Consider the following 25,306-nt stretch of genomic DNA (forward strand, 5'->3'; position numbering starts at 1 on the left):
CCGGAGCCGCTGTGAGCGCCCCTGACACCGCCCCACCCCCACCGGCTCCCCCGCGGGCGCCCCTTCTGGGCCGCATCGGCATTTGGCTGGCCGATCACGACCCCGGCGGCATCGACACGACGCGCGCGCTGCACTTGGGCATCGCCCTGGTGGGGGCCATCCTGCTGGGTGTCACCACCTCCCAGCTGTTCGGCCTCGACATGACCATCACCTTCCCGCTGATGGCCGGCACCGGCGCGCTCACCATGATTTCCTTCAATCCCGCCGCCAGCCGCCGCACGGAGGCGGTGACCATGGTCCGGCTGTTTGCGGTGGCGGCGGCCTTCCTCGCTCTGCTGGCGGTGGTGGGGCCCGGCGAGGGGGCGGGGAACGCCATGGCGCAAAAGCTACTGCTGATCCCCCTCTCCTTCTGCGCCCTGATCCTGCGGCGCTACGGCATGGACGGGCAGCGCCTGGGCCTTGCTCTGATCGTGGTGGCGACGGTGGGCACCATTCTGACGCCGACGCGGCTGCAGGCCCTGCTGCTGCTGGCCGCCTTCTGCCAGGGCGCAGTGGTGTCGGCGCTGCTGCGCCTGTCGCCCTGGCGGCCTTCGGCGGTGGCTGCCTATGTGCAATCCACCCTCGATGTGCAGGCGGCGGTGGCCGCCTTCCTGCGCGAGATGTCGGATGCGGTGCGCACCGGCGCGCCCTTCACCGATGATGCCGCCCGCACGGTGGAGCGCCTGCGCGCGCGGGTGTGGAACGCCCTCGGCAACGCCCTGGCGGAGGACCCCGGCGGGCGCGTCGAGTTCGAGGCGCTGCGCGCCAAGTTCTATCGGCTGCGCGTGGCCGTGCAGCTGCTGGCGGGGTGCATTCCTCAAAACACCACGGGGCCCTCGGGCTGGCGCAGCCCGTTCGCCACCGCCGCCGACCACATTGCCCGGCGGCTCGAAGCCATCGACGTGCGCGACGTGCATTCCCAGGAGCGGTTCGAACGGGCCATCGCCTTGCTGCGGGAACAGGCCTTCTCGCCGGATCTGCCGCCGGAAGACCGATTCGCCCTGCTGCGCGCGCTCACGGCCTTCGATCGCCTGTCCCTCGTGATCCACGGCATCGAGACGGCGGAGCTCGCCCCGTTCCCATCCCCCCATTCGGAAGCGGAAGAGGCGCCGCCCCCGGTGAAGCCGATTGCCTGGCTGCAACGAGCGGCGGACGGCACGCGGCAGCTCTCGGCGCCGCTCAAGGTGGCCTGCCAGGGGCTGGTGGCGACCAGCCTCACCACCGCGCTCGACCTGGGTCTACATCTCAGCCATGCCTATTGGGCGACGATGACGGTGATGTTCGTCATCGGCAACAGCGTGGGCGAAACCTATGTGCGGGTGCGCTACCGGGTGGTGGGCACCCTGGTGGGCGTGCTCATCGGCATCCTGTTCTTCCTGGTGCTGGGCGACACCATCTGGCTGCTCGCCATTCTCTGCATGGCGGCCCAGCTCGTCTCCATCGTCACCCAGAAGGACCGTTATGACGTGGCCTCGGCGGCGGTGGGCTTCTCCGTGGTGCTGGGGCTCCACATTCTCGACGGGCTCGGCACGTCGGGCATGCTGGCGCGCATCTATGAAACCGCCATTGGCGCCCTGACGGCCCTCGCCATTTCCTATGTGGTGCTGCCGGTCTACGTGACCGATCAGTTCCGCCCCGAGGTGGAAGGCATTCTCAAGCGCTGCCGCGAGGCACTGGCGAGCTGGTGGCCACACCCTGGCACCGCCGTGTCGGTCGCCTCGCAGGTGGCGGCGGTGCGTCAATTGAGCATGCGCCTGCCCCAGTTCGGCGCCGAGCAGAGCTTCGGCCATTCCGCCGGGGACGCGGCCAACGTGGTCTCCACCCTCGACGTTCTGGTGACCTATCTCGCACTGATCGAGGACATTTCCGGGCGGCTCGGCGATGCGCCGGACAGGCCGGAAATGGTGGCGGTGGTGGAAGCCGCGCGCTCGCGCAGCCTCACCGCCTTCGCCGTTGTCCTGCACGAGGGCGGCGCCTCGGGCCTGGCCGCGGCGGCGCCGGCGGTGGAGGCCGCCGTTTCCACTGCCCTCAAGCTGGCCGACGAGCCGGCGGTGAAGGACCTGCTGCCTTTGGTGGCCGACTATCTGGCTTATTCCGATGCCCTGTTGCGGCCGCTGCGCGAGCTGCGCACCGCGATGCAGGACGAGACGCCCTGGCAGAAGGAACGCACCCTCGCCGCCGGCGACACGCCCATGCGCGTCACCTGACGACCGGCCGGCCGCTTGCCTTTATGCGTCGCTGGGAAGCGCCCTAGTCGCCCGTGAATGGGCGGAAGTGCTTGGAAAGCTTCAGGCCCTGCCCCTGGTAGTGGGAGCGCATGTCGGCGCCGTAGAGGGTGCCGGGGCGCCCGGCCATCCGCTCATAGACCAGCCGGCCCACGGTCTGCCCATGCTCCAGGATGAAGGGCACCTCGCGCGAGCGCACTTCCAGCACCGCGCGGGCCCCGCGGCCGCCGGCCACGGCGCTGCCGAAGCCGGGATCGAAGAAGCCCGCATAATGCACGCGGAACTCGCCCACCAGCGGGTCGAAGGGCACCATCTCGGCCGCATAGTCCGCCGGCACATGCACCGCCTCGCGGGAAGCGAGGATGTAGAAGGCATCGGGGTCGAGCACGAGCGAGCGCCCGTCCCCCCGGACCCGGATCGGCTCCCAGAAGTCCTCCACGTCCAGCGCGCCGGACTGGTCCACGTCGATGACGCCGGTGTGGCGTTTGGCCCGGAACCCCTGGAGGCCACCGAGCGCCTCGCCCGCCAGATCCACCCCAAGCGCAATGCCGCCCGCGGCCACATCCGGCTGGGGCGCGTCCACCAGGCATTCGGCGGTCTGCAGGCTCAAGAGTTCCAGATCCGAGAGCCGCGCCACGCCGCGCCGGAACCGCAGCTGCGACAGACGCGAGCCGGTGCGCACCAGGATGGGGAAGGTGCGCGGCGAGATTTCCAGATAGAGCGGACCCCGATAACCCTGCGGAATGGTGTCGAACGCCCGCGCCCCGTCGGTGATGACGCGCACGAACACGTCCAGTCGGCCGGTGGAGCTCTTGGGATTGGCGGCGGCGGCGAGGTCCGCCGGCAGCTTCAGCCGCTCGAACAGCTCCACCAGATAGACGCAGCCCGTCTCCAGCACCGCCCCCTGGGAGAGGTCCAGCTTGTGAAGGGCCAGCGTGTCGAGCCGCTCCTTCACGCTCACGCCGGCGCCGGGCAGAAAGCTCGCCCGCACGCGCCAGGCGCTGCGCCCCAGCCGCAGGTCCAGGCTGGCCGGCTGGATCTGATCGGCATCAAGAGCATGCCGGCAGGCGATGAGCCCCTTCGCCTTCAGCTCCGAGATGGCTTCGGCGGGAAGGATTCCCGGCTTCAGTACATCGGCCACGCGCATCCCCACATCCGCTTTGCCATCCGTCCCGTTCGATTTAACGAACGAATTCCTTGACGCCAAGGGGACGGCGGCATTAGTGATCCCGCTCGTGGTCAATTTGAGCCGGCCGGCTTGCAGCCACGTTAAAAACGCACTTGCTAAAAGGCCGGGGATGAGCGGATCGCCGCCGCGCATGTGCCGTGAAGTCGCGGACAAATGCAAGCGTGGGACCGCAACACATCCTCCGCCGTGGAGACAGCCATGTCGTCGGCGTCCGAAACGGGCCAGCCCCGTCCCAGCTTCCTCGGTTCCGCGGAGGCGCGCGCGCTTCATCCGGAAACGCGCCTCGTGCATGCGGGCACCACCCGTTCGCCGTTCGGCGAAACCTCGGAAGCCCTCTTTCTCACCCAGGGCTTCGTCTATGACAGCGCGGCCGCCTGCGAGGCGCGCTTCAAGGGCGAGGATCCCGGCTTCGTCTATTCCCGCTACGCCAACCCCACCACCTCCATGTTCGAGGAGCGCATGGCGCTGATCGAGGGCGCTGAGGTGGCGCGCGCCACCGCATCGGGCATGGCGGCGGTGAATGCGGCCCTGCTCTGCCAGGTGAAGGCCGGCGACCATGTGCTGGCGGCCCGCGCCCTGTTCGGCTCCAGCCGCTGGATCCTGGAAGAGCTGCTGCCGCGCTTCGGCGTCGAGGTGACGCTCGTGGACGGCACCGACATCGAGGCCTGGCGCCGGGGCATCCGCTCCAACACCCGCGCCTGCCTGCTGGAAAGCCCCACCAACCCCACCCTCGACATCATCGACATCGCGGCGGTGGCCGAGATCGCCCATTCCGTGGGCGCGCGGCTGGTGGTGGACAATGTGTTCGCCACCCCCCTCCTGCAGCACCCGCTGAAGCTGGGCGCCGACGTGGTGGTTTATTCCACCACCAAGCATGTGGACGGCCAGGGCCGCTGCCTGGGCGGCATGGTGCTGTGCTCGCGCCAGTTCCTCGATGAGGAGCTCCAGGTGTTCCTGCGCCAGACCGGCCCTTCCATCTCCCCCTTCAATGCGTGGGTGATGCTGAAGGGGCTGGAGACGCTGTCCATCCGCGTCGAGCGCATGCAGGCGAGCGCGGCGCGGCTGGCGGACGTGCTGGCCGGCGCGCCGGGCGTGGAGAAGGCGCTTTATCCCTTCCGCGACGACCATCCGCAGGCGGCCCTCGCGCGCCGGCAGATGAGCGGCGGCGGCACCCTCGTGACCTTCGTGGTGGAAGGCGGCAAGGAGGGCGCGTTCCGCTTCATGGATGCGCTCAGGGTGATCCGCATCTCCAACAATCTCGGCGACGCCAAGAGCCTCATCACCCATCCCGCCACCACCACCCACCAGCGCTTCACGCCCGAGGCACGCGCGGAAATGGGCATCAGCGACGGCCTGTTGCGCCTGTCGGTGGGCCTTGAGCATCCTGACGACCTGGAAGCCGACCTGCGCAACGCCCTGACGGCCATCTGAGGCACCCGCCGCACGCGCTCGCCCGCAATGGCGACGCGCGGCCCCGCTGACAGAGCCGTGGCAACCAGCCCCTTCGCCCCCCCCTGGTGACTTGCGACTCCGCAACGAGCCAGAGGGCATGGAGGGGCTGAAGGCCACGGCGGCGGGGTACACCTCCGGACGAACAGGCCGCAGACAGCCAGCCGGTGCGCGTGACGGCGCGCGCGTTACCGTGCACCGCGGCGCGAAACCACCCAGCGGCCGCGCCACGCCCCTGCGCCGCGAGGTGGGAAGCCGCTCTCGGAACGGCAACGGACATCCGCCGCTCGCGCCATGCCCCACGGCGGGGCCGCCCCTGCCCCCATCTCCCAGACGACAGAAACACGCCCCTCGCCCCGCGCCACATGAGCCCGGCGGCAGACGTATGGGTGCGTGCGGAGATCAGCACCACTCCCGACCATATCCAGCGCCCCGGCCACGCCCCCCGGGCCCGAAGCGCCCGCGTGCCGCTCCCCACGACCGCAACGATCCCCGAGGGAACTACTGTCGTCAGCCTTGGCCGACATGAGTCCCCCTCGGACCGCAGCAACTGCCACAGACCCCTTATAAGTTGCGCCGATGCCGCGACATCTATCCGTCGGATATATCCGACATCCGCAGCATTCTCCGGCCCACGCCCGTAAGGCTGCATCGCCGCCACAGGACACCACTCGTCGGATTTTATCGACACTTCATATCTGCACCGCCACGGCGACCTTTTGCCGGAAATTTGTGCGTAAAAAATATAATAAAATCATTATATTATACAATTTTCATGCAGCCATCGGAACGGCTGCACAAAATATCGCATATCGCTATGATTGACGGAATATAGTGACAGGTCGTAGCGTTCTGTCATCTCAGCCGGAAACGAGCGGAAAGGCGGAAACATGACTGTGGCAACCCTGGGCCGGCGCGGAGCTCTGGCGGCCCTTCTCGGAGCGGGACTTTTCGCGGCGGGCGCGCCCATCGCGGCGCGGGCGGCGGATGATGTGGTGATTGGCGTCATCCAGCCTTTGAGCGGGCCCAACGCCCAGTTCGGCATCGGCTCCCTGCGCGGCATCGAGCTTGCCGCCGACACCATCAATGCCGCGGGCGGCATCAAGGCCCTGGGTGGTGCCAAGATCAAGCTGGTGACGGCCGACGTGCCCACCCCCAACACCGCCGCCGCCGCCACCCAGCGGCTGATTTCTCAGAACGGCGTGAGCGCCGTGATCGGCGCCTTCGTCTCTTCCACCACGCTCGCGGCCTCGGAAGTGACCGAGCGCGCCGGCATTCCGCTGGTGACCTTCGCCTTCGCCGACCAGATCACCGGGCGCGGCTACAAATACGTGTTCCAGGTCTCGCCCAAGGGCACCGTATTCGGCAAGGCGCAGTTTGATTATGCCACCGAGATCGCCAAGGCCGCCGGCGAGAAGATCGACAAGATCGCGATCCTTTATGAAGACACCGCCTATGGCACCGCCCAGGCCAAGGGCCTGCGCGAGGCGGCCAAGGCCGCCGGCGTCGAGGTGGTGATGGACGAGGCGTATCCCCTCGGCATCACCGACGTGTCGCCGCTGGTGAACAAGCTGAAGGCCTCCGGCGCGCAGATGGCGTTCCCGGTCTCCTACCTCAATGACGGCCTGCAGATCATCCGCGCCCTGCGCCAGCAGAATATCGACATTCCGGTGGTGGGCGGCGCGGCCGGCTACATCATTCCCGACTTCAAGAAGGGCCTCGGCGACTATGCCGAAGGCGTGCTCTCGGTGGCCGCCGCTTCCGGCGACCTGATCCCCGAGGTGGCCGCCGAGTACAAGAAGAAGTACGGCACCTTCATCACCCATGAGGCTCTGATCCACGCCGCCGCCCTGGACGCGGTGGTGCAGGCCATGGAGAAGGCCAAGTCTTCCGACCCCGAGAAGGTGCGCGCCGAGCTGGCCTCCCTCGATTACTGCAAGGGCTTCGCCCAGGGCGTGCCGGGCGGCTGCATCAAGTTCGACGCCAACGGGCTCAACGCATCGGCCTTCCCGGTGTTCGTGCAGTGGCGCGGCGATGAGCCGGTCACCGTCTACCCGCCGAAGGCCGCCAAGCAGAAGCCGATCTGGCGCGGCAAAACCGTCGAGTGAGCGGGCGAAGCTGATCCCCCATTTGAAACTCCCGGCCCTTCCCGCCTTGCGGGAGGGGCTCCTTCTCCAAGACCGGACCACGGAACGGATCAAGGCATGATTCAGGCTCTCGTCGACGGCATCCTGCTCGGCGGCGTCTATGGTGTGATCTCCACCGGACTGTCGCTGGTGTTTGGCGTGCTCGGAGTGGTCAACTTCGCCCACGCGGAATTCCTCATGCTGGGCATGTATGTGGCGTGGTTCGCCTGGCGCATGCTGGGGCTCGATCCGCTGCTGGGCTCGGTGCTCTCCTTCATCATCGTGTTCGCTGTCGGCTACGGCGTGCAGCGCCTGCTCATCCAGCGGGTGCTGAAGGCGCCGCCGGCGGCCCAGGTGTTTCTCACCGTGGGGCTCATGATCGTCATCGAGAATGCCGCCCTCATCGCCTTCGGCTCTGATTTCCGCTCGGTGAGCGTGCCCTATCAGGTGGAAGGCTATCGCCTCGCCGGCATCTTCATCAGCGCCCCCTATCTCTATGCCTTCATCGCCGCCGTGGTGCTCTCCCTTGCCTTGTGGCTGTTCCTGGAGCGCAGCTGGAGCGGGCGGGCTATCCGCGCCGTGGCGCAGGACCCCATGGCCTCGACGCTGGTGGGCGTGGACACCAAGCGCACCTACGGCTTCGCCTTCGGCCTGGGCGTCGGCCTCACCGCCTTCGGGGGCGCCGTCATCCTGCCCTACATCACGGTGAGCCCCACGGTGGGCGGCCAGTTCGTGGTGCTGATGTTCACGGTGGTGGTGCTGGGCGGGCTCGGCAGCGTCACCGGCGCTCTGGTGGGCGGCCTGGTGGTGGGCATCGTGCAGTCCATGTCGGCGCTGTTCTTCCCCATCCAGCTGCAGAATTTGTTCCTGTTCGTCATCTTCATCGCCGTGCTCGCCCTGCGCCCGCAGGGCCTCATCAAGGGGGCCTGAACGTTGCGCTTCGCACTCAAGCCGGGGCACGTGGTGCTCCTCCTGTTCTTCATCGCCGCAGCGCTCTTGCCGCTGTTCGTGGATCCGCGCGGGCATCTGCTGCGGGTGGCGGCCATGGCGCTGCTGTTCGCCGCCATGGCCCAGTCGTGGAACATCGTCGGCGGCCTCGCCAACCAGATCTCGCTGGGCCATGCTGCCTTCTTCGGCCTCGGCGCCTACACCTCCACCCTCCTGTTCCTGCGGCTCGGCATCTCGCCGTGGATCGGCATGCTGGCCGGGGCGATGGTGGCGGGCATCGCTGCGGCGCTGCTCTCGGTGCCCACCTTCCGCCTGAAGGGCCATTATTTCGCGCTGGCGACGCTCGCCTTTGCCGAGGTGCTGCGGGTGATCGCCAACAGCTGGGCGGATCTGTCCGGCGGGCCGGTGGGGCTCACCGTGCCCTTCCTCGGCACCCAGCCGCTCAGCTTCGCCTTCCGCGCGGTGTCGTCCTATTACTGGATCATCCTCGCCTTGCTGGTGATCGTGTGCGTGGTGTTCTACGTGCTCGCCCACGGCGCCATGGGCTATCGCCTGCGGGCGGTGCGGGAGAATGAGGCGGCGGCGGAAGTGGCCGGCGTCAATACCTTCCGGGTGAAACTGGTGGCGAGCGTGATCTCGGCGGCGCTCACCGCCATGTGCGGCACGGTGTTCGCCCAGTTCACCTTCTTCTTCGATCCGGACTCCATCTTCTCCTTGTCCGGCATCTCGGTGCGCATGGCCATGATCGCCATCGTCGGCGGCCTCGGCACCCTGGGCGGGCCCATCATCGGCGCCCTGTTCCTGATCCCGCTGGAGGAGGTGGCCAATGCCTATCTGTCGTCGCGGGCGGCGGGCCTGTCGCAGCTGGTATTCGGGCTCATCCTCATCGCCGCCATCCTGATCCAGCCGCGCGGCATCATGGCCTTCTTCCCGAAGTCCAGAGTGAAAACGCCACCCAAGGCGCAACCGGCAACCGAGGGAGCGCGCGGATGACCCCCACCAACCCCAAAGTGGTGCTGGAAGCCGCCGACATCTGCGTCACCTTCGGCGGTCTGAAGGCGGTGGATGGCGTGTCCTTCTCCCTGCATCAGGGCGAGATCGTCGGCCTCATCGGCCCCAACGGCGCCGGCAAGACCACCTTGTTCAACGCGCTGGTGGGGCTGCAGAAGCTCTCCGGTGGCGCGGTGCGCCTGGACGGCGAGACGGTCTCGGGCCTCAAGCCCCACCGTATCGCCACGCGGGGCATGACCAAGACCTTCCAGAACGCGGCTTTGTTCCCCGACATGAGCGTGCTGGAAAACGTCACCACCGCCGCCCTGCTGCGGCATGACCTGAAGGGCGCCCGCGCCAAGGCCACCGAGGTGCTGGCGCGGCTCGACCTCAGCCCCATCGCCGACGCCGACGTGGCCGACCTCACCTTCCCCCAGAAGGCCATGGTGGAGATGGCCCGCGCGCTCGCGACCGAGCCCCGCGTGGTGCTGCTGGACGAGGTGATGGCGGCCCTGACCCCCAGCGAGATGGACGAGGTGATGGACGTGATCCGCGCGCTGAAAGGCGAGGGCCTAACCTTCCTGGTGGTGGAGCATCACATGCGGGCCATCATGGCCCTGTGCGACCGGCTCATTGCCGTGAATTTCGGCCGCCTCATCGCCGCCGGCACCCCGGCGGAGGTCGCCTCCCACCCCACCGTCATCGAGGCCTATCTCGGCCACGGCGCCGCAGGCCAGGAGGGCAGCCATGCTTGAGGTGCGTGATCTCAGCGTGTCCTATGGCGGCCCCAACGTGCTGGAGCATGTGGAGCTGGAGGTGAAGGCGGGCGAGACGGTGGCGGTGCTGGGCGCCAACACCGCCGGCAAGACCACGCTTCTGCGCACCATCTCCGGCCTCGTGGCCAAGGCGCGCGGCACCATCCTGTTCGAAGGCGCGCCCCTGCTCGGCCGGCCGGCCCACACCATCCCGGCCCTGGGCATCGGCCATGTGCCGGAAGGCCGCCACGTGTTCCCGCGCATGTCCACCATGGACAACCTGATGATGGGGGCCTTCGGCGACCGCCGCGCCAGCGACCTTCAGGCCCGCATCGACCGGGTGCTGACGCTGTTCCCGCGCCTCGGCGAGCGGCGGACCCAGATGGCCGGCTCCATGTCCGGCGGCGAGCAGCAGATGGTGTCCATCGGGCGTGCGCTCATGGGCAATCCCAAGCTGCTGCTGCTCGACGAGCCAAGCCACGGCCTCGCGCCCATCGTGGTGGACGAGCTGCATGCCGCCATCGGCGAGATTAACCGGCAGGGCGTGGCGGTGCTGCTGGTGGAGCAAAACGCGGTGCTGGCCCTCGACGTCGCCCATCGCGGCTACGTGCTGGAGGCCGGCCACGTGGTGCTGTCCGGCAGCTCCGAAAGCCTCAAGGCCGATCCGGCGGTGCGCCGCGCCTATCTCGGGGTCTAGCGCGCAAGCCGCCCGCAACGTTTCCAAGGAGAGACAAGATGAAGATCACAGCCGGCGTCGCCCAGGTGGGTGCGGTGCCCTATGACGTGGAAGCGAGCCTTGCCAAGGCCGAGGCCTGGATTGCCAAGGCCGGCGCGGCAGGCTGCCAGATCGTGGTGTTCCCGGAGGCGTTCCTGTCCGGCTATCCCAAGGGCTCGGATTTCGACATCTCCATCGGCGTGCGCACCACCCGCGGGCGCGACGAGTTCCGCCGCTATCTCGACGCCGCCATCACCGTGCCCGGCCCGGAAACCGAGCGCCTCGGCGCAGCGGCGGCGGCGGCCGGCACCTATGTGGTGATCGGGGTGATGGAACGCGAGCTCGGCACCCAGTATTGCACCGCCCTCTATTTCGGCCCCGACGGGACCCTTCTGGGCAAGCACAGAAAGCTGATGCCCACCGCCGGCGAGCGGCTCGCCTGGGGCTTCGGCGATGGCTCCACCTTGCCGGTCATCGACACCCCCATTGGCAAGATCGGCGCGGTGATCTGCTGGGAAAACTACATGCCCATGCTGCGCATGACCATGTACGCGAAGGGCGTTTCCCTCTATTGCGCCCCCACCGCCGACGATCGCGAGACCTGGCTGCCCACCATGCGCCATATCGCCATGGAAGGCCGCTGCTTCGTGCTCACCTCGTGCCAGGTGGTGCGCCGCGGCGACTTCCCGAAGGACTATCGCTGCGCCGTGTCGGATGATCCGGACACCCTGCTGATGCACGGCGGCTCGGCCATCATCGATCCGCTGGGCCAGGTGCTGGCGGGGCCGCTGTTCGATGAGGAAGGCCTTCTCACCGCCACCCTCGACCTCGACGACCTCGCCCGCGCCAAGTTCGATTTCGACGTGGCCGGCCACTATGCGCGGCCCGACGTGTTCACCCTGACGGTGAACGAGGCGCCACAGAACGCCGTCCGCCTCAAGCCCTGACCGGGACGGGCGGCCGCCACCCCGCGCCAGCGCGCGGGGTGGCGGCCTCAGCCACAGGCACTCTTTCACCCGCCCCTTGCGCGCTCGGCACCCGGGGCTGATACATCGGTTGTTGTCCTCACCTCAATCGGCGCGTCATGAGCATTGAAGAAAAGCTGGCGAAGATCGGAATCAGCGGCAAGCTGCTGAAGCTCTATTTGGCCGCCGTCGAGCTGGGCGAGGCTCCCGTGCAGGAGATCGCCGCCCGCGCCGGCCTCGCCCGCACCACCGCCTATGACGTGCTGGAGCGCCTGGAACAGGAAGAGCTGATCCGGGTGGAAGAGCGCCAGGGCCGGCGCTACGTGATCGCCGAAGATCCGGTAGGCATGCTGCAGCGGCTCGACCATCGCCGCCAGGTGATCGGCGACCTGATGCCCCAGCTGCGCTCCCTCTACAATCGCGCCAAGGGCAAGCCGCAGATCCGCTTCTATGAGGGCGAGGAAGGCGTGCACACCGTGCTGTGGGACACCCTCACCTGCCAGAGCAAGGTGCTGCGGGGCATCCTCTCCATGGGCGAGCTCATCGAGACACCCGGCCTTGCGGAGATGGACACCTACATTTCCGAGCGGGTCAATCGCGGCATCACCCTCAGGGTGGTGCGCTCGCGCAGCAAGGACACCGAGCGCATCTGGCCCTGTACAGCCCAGGACCTGCGCGACCTGCGCTACGCCCCCGACAGCATGGTGCTGGGCGTGACCCAATATGTGTATGACGACAAGGTCGCCATCATCTCCTCGAAGCGGGAGAATTACGGCCTCGTCATCGAAAGCGAGGACTTCGCGCGGCTGCAGACCATCCTGTTCGAAACCCTCTGGTCCATGAGCGCCCCTGCGAACCTGCCAGCCAGCCCACCGGCGAAGACGGGCCGTCGCGGCACCAAGACCGCAGGCTCGCCGCAATAGAGCGCTTGCGAGCGACGGGGATACCTGTCCCTTTGATGAATACGCCTCAAATTAGTGAGCCACGGCGTTCCCCGGCTTCAGCGAAACGCGGCAGGGCTCTACAATAGAACTGAAGCGGCTTGGGCGACGACTCAAGAACTACGTGGCGAGCCTGAGGCCCTTCAATCTGCAGCGCCTGTCCAGCACCGAGGCCGCGGCACAATCGAATCCCTCGTAAGGGGCCCGCCGGAATGGAGATGGATTTCGGTGCGACATGCGCCGCCGGAGCGGCTTGGGCCACCACAGGCGCCGGCAGAGCGCGAGCGCGCATCGTGCCGGCTTGAAGGGCCCGCCCCGGGCAAGGAACGGCCCGCTTCAGCCACCGCCGCCTCGTTTCAGTCCTATCGCCTCACCCCACTCCGCGCGGCGCCCGGGCACAGCCGCCAATCGCATCGAGCCGCCTGGATTGTCCCAGACCGGAGCGACGGGCGGGGCGAAGATTTGGGCCTCCACACCGCTAAACTCCCGCGGAAATCCTCGGATACCGCGGCCGGCGAGCACGTCTAAGCGGATAAAGATGGAGTGCAGGGGCTGAAATTGATGCGCCCTCCGGCAAGCGCGCCGCCCCGCCACATGCGCGCAGCTGCGACCGCGGCAACCGGCGACCAACATCGCCCCACCGATTTCGGAAACTTAAAGTAATTCAAAACATTCATTTTCACAAAATACGCAATAAGTTTATGTAATTAAGTTTTATAACTATTCAATCATCGACAAGATGAGAGAATCGTGCAATTTTCGCTGCGTCAAGATGAACAGCTACTGCTCTCGGCGGCACGCCAAACCCATCAGCCACGATCTTGACGTTCGGCTCTGGGCGGGTTGCCGGGATTTCAATAATGACGACCAATTTTCGTGGTTTCACTGAAGTTTTCCTTTTGGGCTTTGCGTTTACGGGCGGCGGCGTGGGCTTGGCGAAGGCCCAGCAAGCAGCTGCGGAACTCGAGTTGCCGACCGTGGAAGTGGTCGGCTCCGCATCCGCGGAAGGCGACGACGGCGCGTCGGTTGCCGCCGGTGTGCGGGGCGCCGCCAACGGCCGGGCCACTCCGTCCTCCGCCTCCCCCGTGATCGATTATGTCGCGACGGATTCACGCGTCGGTACCAAGACCGATACCCCGCTGATCGAGACGCCCCAATCCATCACCGTGATCGGCGACGAGCAGATGCGCGACCAGGGCGTGCAGAATGTTCAGGAGGCGCTGCGCTATACCCCCGGGGTCCTGGGCGGGGCCTTCGGCGTGGATACGCGCAGCGACTACAACTATATTCGCGGCATTCCCGCCACTTACTTCATTGATGGGCTGCGCAGCAGCTTCGGCTACACCTATACAATCCCCATCGAGCCCTATGCCCTGGAGCGCGTGGAAGTGCTGCGCGGGCCGGCCTCCATGCTCTATGGTCAGGCGCCTGTGGGCGGCATCGTCAACGGCGTCTCCAAGCTGCCGCTGACGACGCCGCGCAACGAAGTTACTGTCGAATATGGCTCTTTCGACTTCAAACAGTTCAAGTTCGACAGCAGCGGCCCGCTGACCCAGGACGGCAAGTGGCTCTATCGCGTCGTCGGCCTCGCCCGTGATGCGGACACGCAGGTTGACTATGTGGGCGACGACCGCCTGATGATCGCGCCCTCCCTCACCTACCGGCCAACGGACGACACGTCCATCACGTTGCTGGCCAACATCCGCGATGACAAGACCGGTTCCACCCAGCAATTCCTGCCGGCGCTTGGCACGCTCACGCCTAATGCATATGGCCAGCGCGCAAATTTCAGCACTTTTGTGGGTGAGCCCGGAGATTACTACAACACCCGGCAACAATCCTTGGAGATGCTCCTCGACCACAGGTTCAATGAGAGCCTGAAGCTCCACAGCGTCACGCGCTATACACACACCGAGAATGACTACCAGTCCACCTATGCGGCCGTCATGACACCCTCGCGCGTGGCCGTCTTCAACGCGCTTTTGGGGGGGCCGATCTTCAATCCGGCCTATGCCCCCTACCTCAATGCCGGGCAAAGTCAGATCGCCCGCGCCGTGACCAAGCAAAACACCGACACGGGCGTGCTGGCCTCCGACACCTACCTGTCCGGCACGTTCCAGACCGGCATCTTCGAGCACAAGCTGACGGGCGGCATCGACTACACGCGCTTCGCGATGGACTTGGAGACGGCCGGCACCCTGGTGGACAATGCACTGCCCGGACAGCCGCGCTTCGACATCTATGCGCCGCTCTACGGCCAGTCGACCTATCTTTATTCCCTCAGCGGCGGCATTGTCTCACCCTATGCCATTCCCATGTCCGCGCAGCCCCACGAGGTGCAGAGCGACGTGGGCCTCTACCTCCAGGACCAGATCAAGGCCGGGCCCTGGCGCGCCGTGCTCGGGCTGCGGGAAGATTGGCTCACCATCGAGCAGGACGGGTCGCCCTCGGACAATATGAGCGCCACGTCCAGCCGGCTGGCCCTCATGTATGAAACCGATTTCGGCCTTGCCCCGTATGCGAGCTATTCCACCTCCTTCACGCCGCAGCCGGGCGCGCTGGTGGGCTCCAGCATCTTTGCGACGGCCTATGGCGAGGCGCTCACACCCGCCAAGCCACTCCAGGGCGAGCAAGTTGAAATCGGCTTCAAATACGAGCACCCCACATTGCCGCTGGCGGTTAATGGCTCGCTCTATGAGCTGACGCAGAGAAACGCCATCGTCCAGCCCGACTTCCTGTTCGATGCCGTCGGCGGCGCGGACATCAAGGTGCGTGGATTTGAGATCGACGTCACCGGCAAGATTCTGCCCGAATTGAAGATGATCGCCTCCTATTCTTACACCGACGCCACCTATGACCGCTATCCGGAGCTTTACCCCTACGCTTCGGGCATCTCTGAATTCATGCAGGGCAAGCCGGTCAGCGGCATCCCGAAGAATCTGGCCTCGCTGTGGGGTGTCTACACGGCGCAGGGCGGCGCGATGAAGGGATGGTCCGTCGGTGGAGGCGTGCGATATGTCGGGGCTTCGCAAAGCTTTGGACGCGATGTCGCCACCCAGCAGGCCCTCTATGTGAGGACACCGGCCTACACGCTCTTCGATGCCATGCTGGCGTGGGAGAATGAGGATTGGCGCTGGCAGCTGAACGCGCAGAACCTTGCCAACACCTTCTATGTGGTGAGCTGCACCGCCTATCGCGGCGATTGCGCCATTGGCCAGGCCCGCACCGTGATCACCAGCCTGACCTACAAGTTCTGACCGCACCCCATGCGACACGCGGAGCAGCGATGACCTTCATGCCAGCGATCGAGATGCTGGGGAGCCTGGCCGGCTTGGTGCCGCTCCTGTGCGGCGTCGTTCTCCTGCGTCGATGCTGGCGCCAGCGGGATGCGTCGGCGAGGACGCTCGCAGCGGGGTGGGGGCTCATCCTCGCCGGCGTCTGGATGTTTGCGCGGGCCTTCGGGGTCAAACCCGGCATCGCATCCGCCCTTCTCGCCCTCTCCCTCATCGCCTTCGCCGTGATCGCGGTGCGGGTGGATGTCCGGCAGGCGCGCTGGCGCAAGGCGGCGCCCGCGACCTTCGAGCCGGAACCCCGCCGCACCGACTGGATGCGTGCAGGAGCCAAGGCATTCCTGGCCGTCGTCCTGTCGGGGTTCACGGCCATTGGCCTCGGCGTGGCCTTCGCGGTCGCCATGCCTCTGGGGCCCCATGATCGCATCGTCATCGGCGGCGTGCTGGTGCCGATCCTGTGGGGCGCGGGCATGGCCTGGACCCTTTCCGATGCCCGCCTCGCGCGAGCCACGGCGGCGCTCCTGGCGGCCTCCGTCTTCGGCTATGGCATCGCTTTTTTGCCAAAGGTCATGGGCTGATGCGCCAGCGGATCGAAGTCCGGGCGGCCCGCCGCCCCTGGCTCTCGGCGGATTTCGTGCGCGCCATGTTGGCGGGGCATTCCGCGTTGGGGCTCGGCTTTGCGGCCCTGATCTATATCGTCTGCTTCACCGGAACAGTGGCGGTGTTCCTGAACGAGTTCAAGCGTTGGGAACAGCCGGACGCCCCCGTGGCCCCACAAGGCGTGACCGCAGACGCTGTCGCCGCGGCCTTCGCCGCCGCCCATGCGCGATCGCTGGCGGAAGGGGGCGCGGACGCGATCTATATCGCGGGCCCCGGGCCGATCAGCCCGCGCTTCGAGATTCATTATGACGACCATCATGCGGGCGTCGAAGGCGAGTGGCTGGCAGATGGGAACGGCTCTCTTGTCACGCCGCTGCGCGCGCCATGGTCTGAATTCCTGGCGGAGCTGCACACGGCGCTGCACCTGCCGCGCGCGTGGGGCACCTTCCTGGTCGGGCTTGTGGGCGTGGCGCTGCTCTCCTCGCTGATCTCCGGCCTGCTGTCCCATCCGCGCATCTTCAAGGATGCCTTCGCTCTCAGATGGGGCGGTTCGCGCCGGCTGCAGGAAGCGGACCTTCATAACCGCCTCGGGGTGTGGGGCCTGCCCTTTCATCTTGTGGTGTCGCTCACCGGGGCGCTGCTGGGGCTCTCGACACTGATCATCGGCATCCTGGCACTCGCCGCCTATGACGGGGAATCGGAAAGGGCCTTCGCCGAGATCCTTGGCCCCATGGCCCGCGCCGACGAGACCCCCGCCCCCCTGCCCGATATCGCGGCCATGATCCGCCAGATCGAAGCCACGGTGCCCCACGCCCGGTTCGTCAGCGCGCGGGCGCAGCACATCGGCGCCGCGGGGCAGATGGTGCACCTCGGCATGAGAACACCTGGCCAGATCGCAATGGCCAACACCTATTACTTCGACGGCCAGGGCACCCGGCTCGGCGATGGCGGCCTTGAAACGGGCGGCATTGGCCAGCAGATCCTCGGCATGCTGCAGCCGCTCCACATCGGGTGGTTCGGCGGCATGGCGGTGAAGGTCGCCTATGGCCTGCTCGGCGCGGCTTTGACCCTCGTGACCTATAGCGGCGTGACCATCTGGCTGGCACGGCGCCGCGACAAGGGGCAGCCGGCTCCCGGCTGGGAAACGGCCTGGTCCGCTTTGGGCTGGGGCCAGCCTCTCGCCCTTGCCACCACTGCCGGCGCCTCTCTCGTGATGGACGCAGGGGCCCTTCTGCCGATCTATCTGACGACGATGGCCGCGGCTTTTGCCGCCGCCTTTGCCACCAGGCACAGCATCGGCACCCCGCGCTTGCTGCGCCTTGCCACCGCCCTGGCGTTCGGCGCGGTGGCCCTTCTCCACACGACCCTCTGGGCCGGCCTGGGGAGCGACCCCATGGCGACCGCCATCAACGCCATCCTTGTGGGCTGCGCACTGCTCCTGGCCGCCTCCACCTTCCACCGCAAATGGAAGGGCGCCTGACAGGCCAGGGCATTTCCCCGGCCGGCAACAGAAGAAACGACAACTCATTGAGTTAAAATGATTATTCCTGAATGCGGCGTCCGCTTCGCTCGAAAGGCCCTTACGGCACCGAGCGGACCCTTGCGGTGAGCACCGCGGGCTCCGGTGTCTGGTCCGCCGTCATGTGCGGTCAACGCGCGCCGGTTCACCGCCGCTCCGTTCCGAGGCGGAGCTGAGCGCTTTCGCGTTCAACGCCCGGGCTTGAAATACACCCTGAACCGATCCTCATCTCCGCCCATGGAGAAGCGATCCGTGTACCAATCGTCCGGATGCCGCTCGAACGCCTCCCAGACGAACAGACCGAACATCAGCGCTGCGAGTTCAGGATTGGCCATCGCCGCGCGTTCGTAAATGGGCTGATACGCGGTCCCTCGCCAATCGGCGCCCGGAATCCAGGAGGATGTCTCGATCCTGCTCCCCGCAATCCGTGTATCGAGGGCGGCCCGTATGGCTTGGAGCTCCTCGGGTGCAAGGCGAGAGACAGCCAGCCTATAAGTTCGGCCCCGCTCTCCGCTGGAAAGAGTGCCGGTAATGGCCTTGTCAGACGTCAGGTCTCGGATCGTCACGTCAGCTCATCCGGATAGTATTCGACGACTAGCTTACCAATGCGCGGCCACGACACGCGCTACGATCGCTGCCCAGACAACGTCCTTGCAGTCATCACGCTTGCCGCGGCACGCGCCTCGCCCTGCCGCCGCTTCAGCGCGACAGCAGGTTCGTCTTCGCGAGATCGATCACGGCATCGCCCTTGCCGGCCATCACCGCGCGCAGCATCCAGAGGCTGAACCCCTTCACCTGCTCGATGCCGATGGTCGGCGGCATGGACAGCTCCTGCTTCGCCGTGACCACATCGAGCAGCGCCGGCCCGTCATGGGCCAGGATATCGGCAACGGCGGCCGGCAGATCCCCCGGATCCTCGACGCGAATGGCGTGGATGCCCATCGCCCGCGCCATGGCGGCAAAATCCGGATTATCCAGATCGACGCCCGCGCCCGCATCGACGAAGCCCGCCGCCTTCATCTCCAGCGCGACGAAGCCGAGCACGCCGTTGTTGAACACCACGACCTTCACCGGAATCTGATGCTGCTTCAGCGAGATGACGTCGCCCATCAGCATAGAGAAGCCGCCATCGCCGGAGAGCGTGACCACCTGCCGGCCGGGCTGGGCGCTGGCGATACCGATCGCCTGCGGCATGGCATTCGCCATGGAACCGTGGGTGAGCGAGCCGATGAGGCGGCGCCTGCCGTTCATCTTCAGGTAGCGCGCGGCCCACACCGTGCAGGTCCCCACATCCGCGGTAAACACGGCGTCGTCGCTCGCCGCCTCGCTCAGCACGCGCGCGACATATTGGGGATGGATCAGCTTACGGCCCGGCGTGCCCTTGGCAAGCTCATCGAGCCCTTCGCGGGCATGGGCATAATGCTTGATCGCGCTATCGAGAAAGCTCGTGTCGCTCTTCGCGGTCAGCTTCGGCAGCAGCGCCGCGAGCGTGGCCTTGATGTCGCCGACGATGCCGAGATCGAGGCTCGCCCGGCGGCCGAGCTGCTCCGGCCGGATGTCGATCTGGGCGACCTTGCAGCCGGTCGGCAGGAACTGCTTGTAAGGAAAGTCGGTGCCGAGCATCAGCAGCAGGTCGCAGCCCTGCATCGCGGCATAGCCCGAGGAGAAACCGATAAAGCCGGTCATGCCGACATCATACGGGTTGTCGTACTCCACATGCTCCTTGCCGCCCAGAGCGTGAACGATGGGGCTCTTGAGCGTTCCCGCCAGCTCCATCAGCTCGGCGTGGGCGCCGGCGCAGCCGCGTCCGGTGAAAAGCGTCACGCGCTTTGCGCCGTTGAGCAATTCCGCGAGGGCATCGAGATCGGGTTCGGAGGGGCTAACCACGGGGCGCGGCGGCACCAGGGCCCGCCGGGTGCCGATGGGGTGCTCCGGCGCGGCCTTCAGCGCGATGTCGCCCGGCAGCACGACCACCGCCACCCCCTGCTGGCCGATCGCGGCGCGGATGGCATTATCCAGGACATAGGGAAGCTGCGCCGGATCGGAGATCAGCTCACAATAGTGGCTGCATTCCTTGAACAGGTTCTGCGGATGCGTTTCCTGGAAATAGCCCCCGCCAATCTCCGCCGTCGGGATGTGGGCGGCGATGGCCAGCACCGGCGTGCGGGTGCGATGGGCATCGAACAGGCCGTTGATGAGGTGCAGGTTGCCCGGCCCGCATGAGCCGGCGCAGACCGCCAGCTCACCGGTGGCCTGCGCTTCGCCGGAGGCCGCGAAGGCCGCGACCTCTTCATGGCGCAGGCCGACCCATTCGATACCGGGGCGCTCGCGGATCGCCTCGGTAATGGCGTTGAGGCTATCGCCCACCACGCCATAGATGCGCTTGACCCCGACCTCTTCCAGGGTCTCAACGACGAAGTCGGCAACAGTCTTTGCTGGCATGGCGTCCTCAAATATTGTCGATCTTCAGCACCGGCGCGGTGTCCGCGCGCGTACGGGCGCAGGCTTCGGCATCAACCTTCAGATCGATGCCATAGGTCGGGATCATCCGCTTCAGGGCCGGCAGCCACTCCTCGTCCGTCAGGCGCTCGGCGAAGCAGGTCTGAAGGACCTCCATGGCGATGAAGGCGGCGGTCGAGGCGCCCGGCGAGGCGCCGAGCAGAGCCACCAGCGACTTGTCCGCGGCCGGGACCAGCTCCGTGCCGAACTCGAGATAGCCGCCCTCATGTCCACTGGGCTTGATGATCTGGACGCGCTGGCCGGCAACCGCTTCCTTCCAGTCGCCCCGCGCGGCGTTCGGGAAAAACTGCTTCAGGACGCCGAACTGGTGGGAAGAACTCTGAAGCACCTGCCCGATCAGATACTCAGTCAGGCTCATATTATTCTTGGCGACATCAAGCAGCGGCAGAATATTGAAGGGGGTGATGGATTCGAACAGGTCCAGCAGCGAGCCCTGCTTGAGGAATTTGGTCGAGAAGCCCGCATAGGGCCCGAACAGCAGGGACTTCTTGCCGCCAATGATGCGCGTGTCGAGATGGGGCACGGACATGGGCGGCGAGCCGCTGGCCGCCTTGCCATAGACCTTCGCGTGGTGGCGCTGGCTCACCGCATCCACATCGCAGCGCAGCCAGATGCCGCTGACGGGGAAGCCGCCATAGCCCCGACCTTCCGGAATCTTGGACATCTGCAGAAGATCGAGCGCATCGCCGCCCGCGCCGATGAAGACGAACTTCGCCGAGACGCTCTCGCGGGACTTGTCGGCGCCGTTCTCCACCGTCACACGCCAGCGTCCGTCCGCCTCGCGCTCCAGCCCGACCACCTGTCGGCTGTAATGCACCTCGAACCCGGTCTGGGCGCGCAGCTGCGCCACCAGAAGGTGGGTAAGGGAGCCGTAATCGACATCCGTTCCCGTGATGATGCGCGTCGCCGCCACCTTCTCGTCCGCGGCGCGCCCTTCCATGATGAGCGGCGCCCATTGCGCGATCTGGGCCGGGTCGTCGCTGAACTCCATGCCGTGATAGCAGTGGTGCGCGGACATCTCCTTGAAGCGCGCCTTGAGGAACGCAACGTTTTCCTCGCCCCATACGAAGCTCATGTGCGGGCAAGGATGGATGAAGGCGCGCGGATCGGGGATCGCGCCCTTGCGGACCAGATGGGCCCAGAGCTGGCGCGAGATGTCGAATTCGGTGTTGACGATGAGCGCCTCGGAGATGTCCACCGAGCCGTCCGCCCGCTGCGGCGTGTAGTTCATCTCGCAATTGGCGGCATGGCCGGTGCCGGCATTGTTCCAGGAGTTGGAGCTCTCCTGGCCGCAATCGGCCAGCCGCTCATACATGACGACCGAAAGCGAGGGCTCCAGCTCCTTCAGCACGGTGCCGAGGGTGGCGCCCATGATACCGGCGCCGATGAGGACGATATCGGGATTTTCGATGGACGGTTGCGACACGGCAGGTCTCCACGCGTTCAGCTGTTGGCCTTCACAGGAACGAAGCCGAGATCGACCCCTTCCTCATACACCACATAAGCGCGGCGCCAGGGCTCGTCGCCGATCAGCCGCCACTTGTGGCCGGAGCCGGAATTGTCCTGAGCGATGAGGATGTCGCCCGGACGGATGGTGAAGGTGGCGCCGGACTTGGTTTCGAATTCCAGGGTCCCCGACAGGGTGATCACGTAGCGCGGCTCGGGATCCTGATGCCATTCGAAGGAGCCGCCGGAGGCGGTTTCGCGGAAGGAAATGTTCTTGGCTCCCGCCGCCTTGCCGATGAAGTCACCGCGCTCGCCGTCAGCGAGGGCGATCACGCCTTCCTCGAACAGGGAATTGCCATCGGGCCCGGTCCACATCCTGACACACCTGATCATCGCGTATCCCCCCTCGTTTCAAGCGCCAGCCAGCCCCGTGCCGACCATGTCCAGCGGCCGGATGGTCTTGTCGAAAAGCGCGGCATCCACCTTGCCGGACGCCAGCGCGGCTTCCCGCAGGGTCGTACCATCGGCAATCGCTTTTTCCGCGATGTGCGCGGCGTTCTGATAGCCGATGACCGGAGACAAAGCAGTGACCAGCATCACACTGCCGTTCACATATTCGTCGATCTTCTTGCGGTTGAGCTCGGTGCCCTCGACCGAGAACTCCCGGAACCTGGCACAGCCATCCGCGAGAATACGCGCGGAGTGCAGGAAGTTGTTGATGATGACGGGGCGCATGGCGTTGAGCTCGAAATTGCCCTGGCTGCCGGCCACCGAGACCGCGGTGTCGTTGCCCATGACCTGGATGGCGATCATGACCATGGCTTCGCACTGCGTGGGGTTCACCTTGCCCGGCATGATGGATGATCCGGGCTCGTTGGACGGCAGCAGGAGCTCGGCAAAGCCGCAGCGCGGGCCCGAGGCCAGCCAGCGCATGTCGTTGGCGATCTTCATCAGGGCCACGGCGAGCCCGCGCAGCGCCGCATGGGCCCGCACCATGGCGTCGAGGGAGCCCTGAGCCGCGAACTTGTTGGGTGCGGTGATGAAGGGCTTGCCGGTCAATTCGGCGATCTGGGCGGCGACGTCCGCCGCAAAGCCCTTCGGTGCGTTGAGGCCCGTTCCCACCGCGGTGCCGCCGACCGCCAACTGATAGAGGCCCGACCGGCTCGCCTCGATGGCGGCGATCGCATCGCGGATCTGCCCCGCCCAGCCGTACCATTCCTGGCCGACGGTCAGGGGCACGGCGTCTTCCAGATGGGTGCGGCCGATCTTCACCACGTCCATCCAGGACTCGGCCTTGCGCTCGATGGTCTCCACCAGCTTGACCACCTCCGGCACCAGAAGGTCGTCGATCGCCGCCACCGAGGCGATGTGCATGGCGGTGGGGAAGGTGTCGTTGGAGGACTGCCCCATATTGACGTCGTCGTTGGGACCAACCGGATGCTGGGTGCCGAGCGTGCCGCCGAGCAGCTGAATGGCCCGGTTCGACAGCACCTCGTTGACGTTCATGTTGGACTGGGTGCCCGACCCGGTCTGCCAGACATAGAGCGGGAAATGATCGTCGAGCTTCCCGGCGATCGCTTCGTCCGCCGCGCGGATGATGGCGTCGCGCTTCTCCACCGGCAGGCGCCCCGCGGCTGCGTTCACCAGCGCGCAGGCTTTCTTCACATAGCCATAGGCGTGATAGACCGCCTTCGGCATCCGGTCGCCACCGATGTTGAAGTGATGCAGGGACCGCTCCGTCTGCGCCCCCCAATAACGGTCGGCGGGGACCTCGACCTCACCCATGGAATCGAACTCGCGCCGGGTGCCGCTCGCCTGGATGCCAATGGGCAGGTCGAGCAACGTCCGGGTCTCGGGAGGAAGCGAAGTCATAGTCGGAACTCCGAGCGGATTTGAGATGACAAGAACTGCGTCAGTCGCGGAAATCTGGAGCCATCAGACGCGGCCAAGCTTATGGGCTTCCGGAAGGCGGCCTATGGACCAATTCTGGCCGGGCCTGTGGCAAATGGCATCAGGACGGAGGGCGGATCGCGCCCCACTCCGCCGCCCCCTTTCCGAGGGCCCGCGCCTGACCGGCAGACCTGCCGGAATGCCGGCTGCACAAGCATTTGAAACGACATCGGTCGCAGCGGCCGGCTCAACTTGCCGTGCCCGGCGCCGGTGCCGCGCTGGCCACCTGCCGGGCGGCATTGCGCAACACGCTGCGGAATGCGCCCACCGCCTCGTTCGAGGCGTCCGCCTGCTCCTCCAGCACATAGCTGAGGGTGCCGACCGGCGGCAGGCCCGCACCCTGCGGAAGGGTTGCGATGCCCGGGGTCCGGAAGCTGCGGCCGATGGCCATGACGCCAAGGCCGGCTTCCGCCGTGGCCAGCAGGCCGAGAAGGTTGCTACCCTCCACCACCGGGGTCCAATCGCGGCCGGCGGCGCGAAGGGCGGCTTCGGCGATGGTCCTGGTGATGCTGGGGCTGGTGTAGGTGATGAACCGCAGCGGCTCGTCCGCCGCGATCCGCTCGCGGGCGCGCGCCACCCACACCAAGTGCTCGTGCCAGAGGACTTCGCCGCCATCGTCCATGTGGCCCTTGCCCAGAACCAGATCGACCTCCTCGGCGCGCAGCGCATCGTGCAGATGCTCATTGCGGCCGGTGACGAACTTCATCGCGAAATCCGGAAACTCGGAGCGGAAGATGCTGAGGGCCAGAGGCAGCCGCGTCGTCGCGAACTCATCCTCAATGCCGACCTTCAAAATCCCCCGCATGCCCGGGCGGGCGAGCTGCTCGCGCGCATCCGCCGCCAGCCCCAGGATGGAGCGGGCATAGATCAACATCGCCTCGCCATCAGCAGTCAGCTCGACCCGGCGCGTCGTGCGGCGGATGATCCGGCGCCCGATCCGCTTCTCGATCCGCGCGACGCGCTGGCTGATGGCGGACTGGGAGCACCCCAGCTGCTCCGCCGCGCGACTGAAGCTGCGGCTGCTCGCCACCGCGTCGAATGCCTTGAGTTCGTCGGTGTCTATGAGGTCGCCCGGTCCTGCCATCCCCTGCCCGTCCCCAGCCGCGATGACGGTATTGACAGCACGCTTTCGACGACACACCAGCAACAAGTTGCAGCGCGATTATTTATATTAAACTGAAATAAATATATATAAATATCAAATAAATTGATTCCGATTGCCCTCATGTCGACATACATGTTCAAAATGAATATAAGCTCAATTTATAAACACGACTCACGGACGCTGAGCGCGATTTTCACATAAATATATCAGCTCCACAAAGGAACATAATTGCAATTGTCATATATTATTTTTCTGCAGCGACACAAAACCTCTCCCTCCGCGCCACACCGCGGGGGCAACGCCGGATTGCGCGGTGATCGGCGCCTTTTGAAGGGCCATGGGTCCGCCCGCAGGGGACCCGCCACGGCGTGCCCCTTGAAGCTGTTGGCCGCCCAATCCCTCCGGCTCCGGCCGCTCCGCCGGGTCCGTTACCGCCACTTACCTGATGGGGCGCGCCCGGCGTGCCCTGTACCCGTCGGACACAAGTCCGCCGCCCTTAACCCGCCAATAACGTCAACCAAGCCGGAAAGGTCT

Annotated in this window: 19 protein-coding genes and 1 riboswitch; of the genes, 12 read left to right on the top strand and 7 right to left on the bottom strand. The window is 66.3% G+C overall.

Translation table 11 applies throughout. From position 1 onward, the window contains the following. The first annotated feature begins 11 nt into the window (after window positions 1-11). Window positions 12-2,246: an FUSC family protein gene (locus tag L0966_RS13685; protein ID WP_234052500.1), complete on the top strand. Its 2,235-nt coding sequence runs from the start codon at window positions 12-14 to the stop codon at window positions 2,244-2,246. Between the two features lie 43 nt (window positions 2,247-2,289). Here the strand turns inward: L0966_RS13685 and L0966_RS13690 are convergent, their stop codons facing one another. Next, complete coding sequence (locus tag L0966_RS13690; protein ID WP_234052501.1) at window positions 2,290-3,411, bottom strand: 2'-deoxycytidine 5'-triphosphate deaminase; 1,122 nt, start codon at window positions 3,409-3,411, stop codon at window positions 2,290-2,292. A 78-nt stretch (window positions 3,412-3,489) separates the two neighbouring features. Then, window positions 3,490-3,572: riboswitch (SAM riboswitch) on the top strand. A gap of 79 nt (window positions 3,573-3,651) precedes the next feature. Here L0966_RS13690 and L0966_RS13695 point away from each other — a divergent pair. The 11 genes from L0966_RS13695 (at window position 3,652) to L0966_RS13745 (ending at window position 17,712) form a co-directional block, all read left to right on the top strand. Beyond that, window positions 3,652-4,884, top strand: a complete 1,233-nt coding sequence (locus tag L0966_RS13695; protein WP_234052502.1) for an O-succinylhomoserine sulfhydrylase — start codon at window positions 3,652-3,654, stop codon at window positions 4,882-4,884. Window positions 4,885-5,792: 908 nt separating this feature from the next. Next, window positions 5,793-7,010 carry an ABC transporter substrate-binding protein gene (locus tag L0966_RS13700; RefSeq protein WP_234052503.1) on the top strand — a complete coding sequence of 406 codons (1,218 nt, stop codon included), beginning with the start codon at window positions 5,793-5,795 and terminating at the stop codon, window positions 7,008-7,010. Window positions 7,011-7,106: 96 nt separating this feature from the next. After that, the gene (locus L0966_RS13705; protein ID WP_234052504.1) at window positions 7,107-7,958 is read left to right on the top strand and encodes a branched-chain amino acid ABC transporter permease; all 852 of its coding nucleotides are present in this window, start codon (window positions 7,107-7,109) and stop codon (window positions 7,956-7,958) included. A 3-nt stretch (window positions 7,959-7,961) separates the two neighbouring features. Next, on the top strand, window positions 7,962-8,969 hold the full coding sequence (locus L0966_RS13710; protein WP_234052505.1) for a branched-chain amino acid ABC transporter permease: 1,008 nt from the start codon (window positions 7,962-7,964) through the stop codon (window positions 8,967-8,969). Continuing rightward, window positions 8,966-9,721, top strand: a complete 756-nt coding sequence (locus L0966_RS13715) for an ABC transporter ATP-binding protein (protein WP_234052506.1) — start codon at window positions 8,966-8,968, stop codon at window positions 9,719-9,721. The genes L0966_RS13710 and L0966_RS13715 overlap by 4 nt, the downstream gene beginning before the upstream one ends. After that, complete coding sequence (locus tag L0966_RS13720; protein WP_234052507.1) at window positions 9,714-10,418, top strand: ABC transporter ATP-binding protein; 705 nt, start codon at window positions 9,714-9,716, stop codon at window positions 10,416-10,418. Before L0966_RS13715 ends, L0966_RS13720 begins: the two co-directional genes overlap by 8 nt. Before the next feature lie 38 nt (window positions 10,419-10,456). Beyond that, window positions 10,457-11,383 (top strand): carbon-nitrogen hydrolase family protein, encoded by a 927-nt coding sequence (locus L0966_RS13725; RefSeq protein ID WP_234052508.1) that lies wholly within the window; start codon window positions 10,457-10,459, stop codon window positions 11,381-11,383. 137 nt (window positions 11,384-11,520) lie between these two features. Then, on the top strand, window positions 11,521-12,324 hold the full coding sequence (locus L0966_RS13730; protein ID WP_234052509.1) for a TrmB family transcriptional regulator: 804 nt from the start codon (window positions 11,521-11,523) through the stop codon (window positions 12,322-12,324). A gap of 878 nt (window positions 12,325-13,202) precedes the next feature. Then, window positions 13,203-15,599 (top strand): TonB-dependent siderophore receptor, encoded by a 2,397-nt coding sequence (locus tag L0966_RS13735; protein WP_234052510.1) that lies wholly within the window; start codon window positions 13,203-13,205, stop codon window positions 15,597-15,599. Between the two features lie 29 nt (window positions 15,600-15,628). Continuing rightward, window positions 15,629-16,210, top strand: coding sequence for a hypothetical protein (locus L0966_RS13740; RefSeq protein WP_234052511.1), 582 nt, complete (start codon window positions 15,629-15,631; stop codon window positions 16,208-16,210). After that, the gene (locus L0966_RS13745) at window positions 16,210-17,712 is read left to right on the top strand and encodes a PepSY domain-containing protein (RefSeq protein WP_234052512.1); all 1,503 of its coding nucleotides are present in this window, start codon (window positions 16,210-16,212) and stop codon (window positions 17,710-17,712) included. The genes L0966_RS13740 and L0966_RS13745 overlap by 1 nt, the downstream gene beginning before the upstream one ends. Before the next feature lie 227 nt (window positions 17,713-17,939). Here the strand turns inward: L0966_RS13745 and L0966_RS13750 are convergent, their stop codons facing one another. The 6 genes from L0966_RS13750 to L0966_RS13775 all read right to left on the bottom strand — a co-directional run bounded on the left by L0966_RS13750 (window position 17,940) and on the right by L0966_RS13775 (window position 24,751). Beyond that, entirely contained in the window at window positions 17,940-18,317 is a 378-nt protein-coding gene (locus L0966_RS13750) for a hypothetical protein (protein WP_234052513.1), read from the bottom strand. 133 nt (window positions 18,318-18,450) lie between these two features. After that, window positions 18,451-20,193, bottom strand: coding sequence for a ubiquinone-dependent pyruvate dehydrogenase (gene poxB / locus L0966_RS13755; RefSeq protein WP_234052514.1), 1,743 nt, complete (start codon window positions 20,191-20,193; stop codon window positions 18,451-18,453). 7 nt (window positions 20,194-20,200) lie between these two features. Beyond that, complete coding sequence (mqo, locus tag L0966_RS13760; RefSeq protein WP_370640746.1) at window positions 20,201-21,697, bottom strand: malate dehydrogenase (quinone); 1,497 nt, start codon at window positions 21,695-21,697, stop codon at window positions 20,201-20,203. A 17-nt stretch (window positions 21,698-21,714) separates the two neighbouring features. Continuing rightward, complete coding sequence (locus L0966_RS13765; RefSeq protein WP_370640745.1) at window positions 21,715-22,092, bottom strand: cupin domain-containing protein; 378 nt, start codon at window positions 22,090-22,092, stop codon at window positions 21,715-21,717. A gap of 36 nt (window positions 22,093-22,128) precedes the next feature. Then, entirely contained in the window at window positions 22,129-23,589 is a 1,461-nt protein-coding gene (gene fumC, locus L0966_RS13770; protein WP_234052516.1) for a class II fumarate hydratase, read from the bottom strand. A 265-nt stretch (window positions 23,590-23,854) separates the two neighbouring features. Next, window positions 23,855-24,751, bottom strand: a complete 897-nt coding sequence (locus tag L0966_RS13775; RefSeq protein WP_234052517.1) for a LysR family transcriptional regulator — start codon at window positions 24,749-24,751, stop codon at window positions 23,855-23,857. Window positions 24,752-25,306 lie beyond the last annotated feature (555 nt).

Source organism: Xanthobacter sp. NM-59 (genome assembly GCF_021401125.1).
GTDB lineage: Bacteria > Pseudomonadota > Alphaproteobacteria > Rhizobiales > Xanthobacteraceae > Xanthobacter.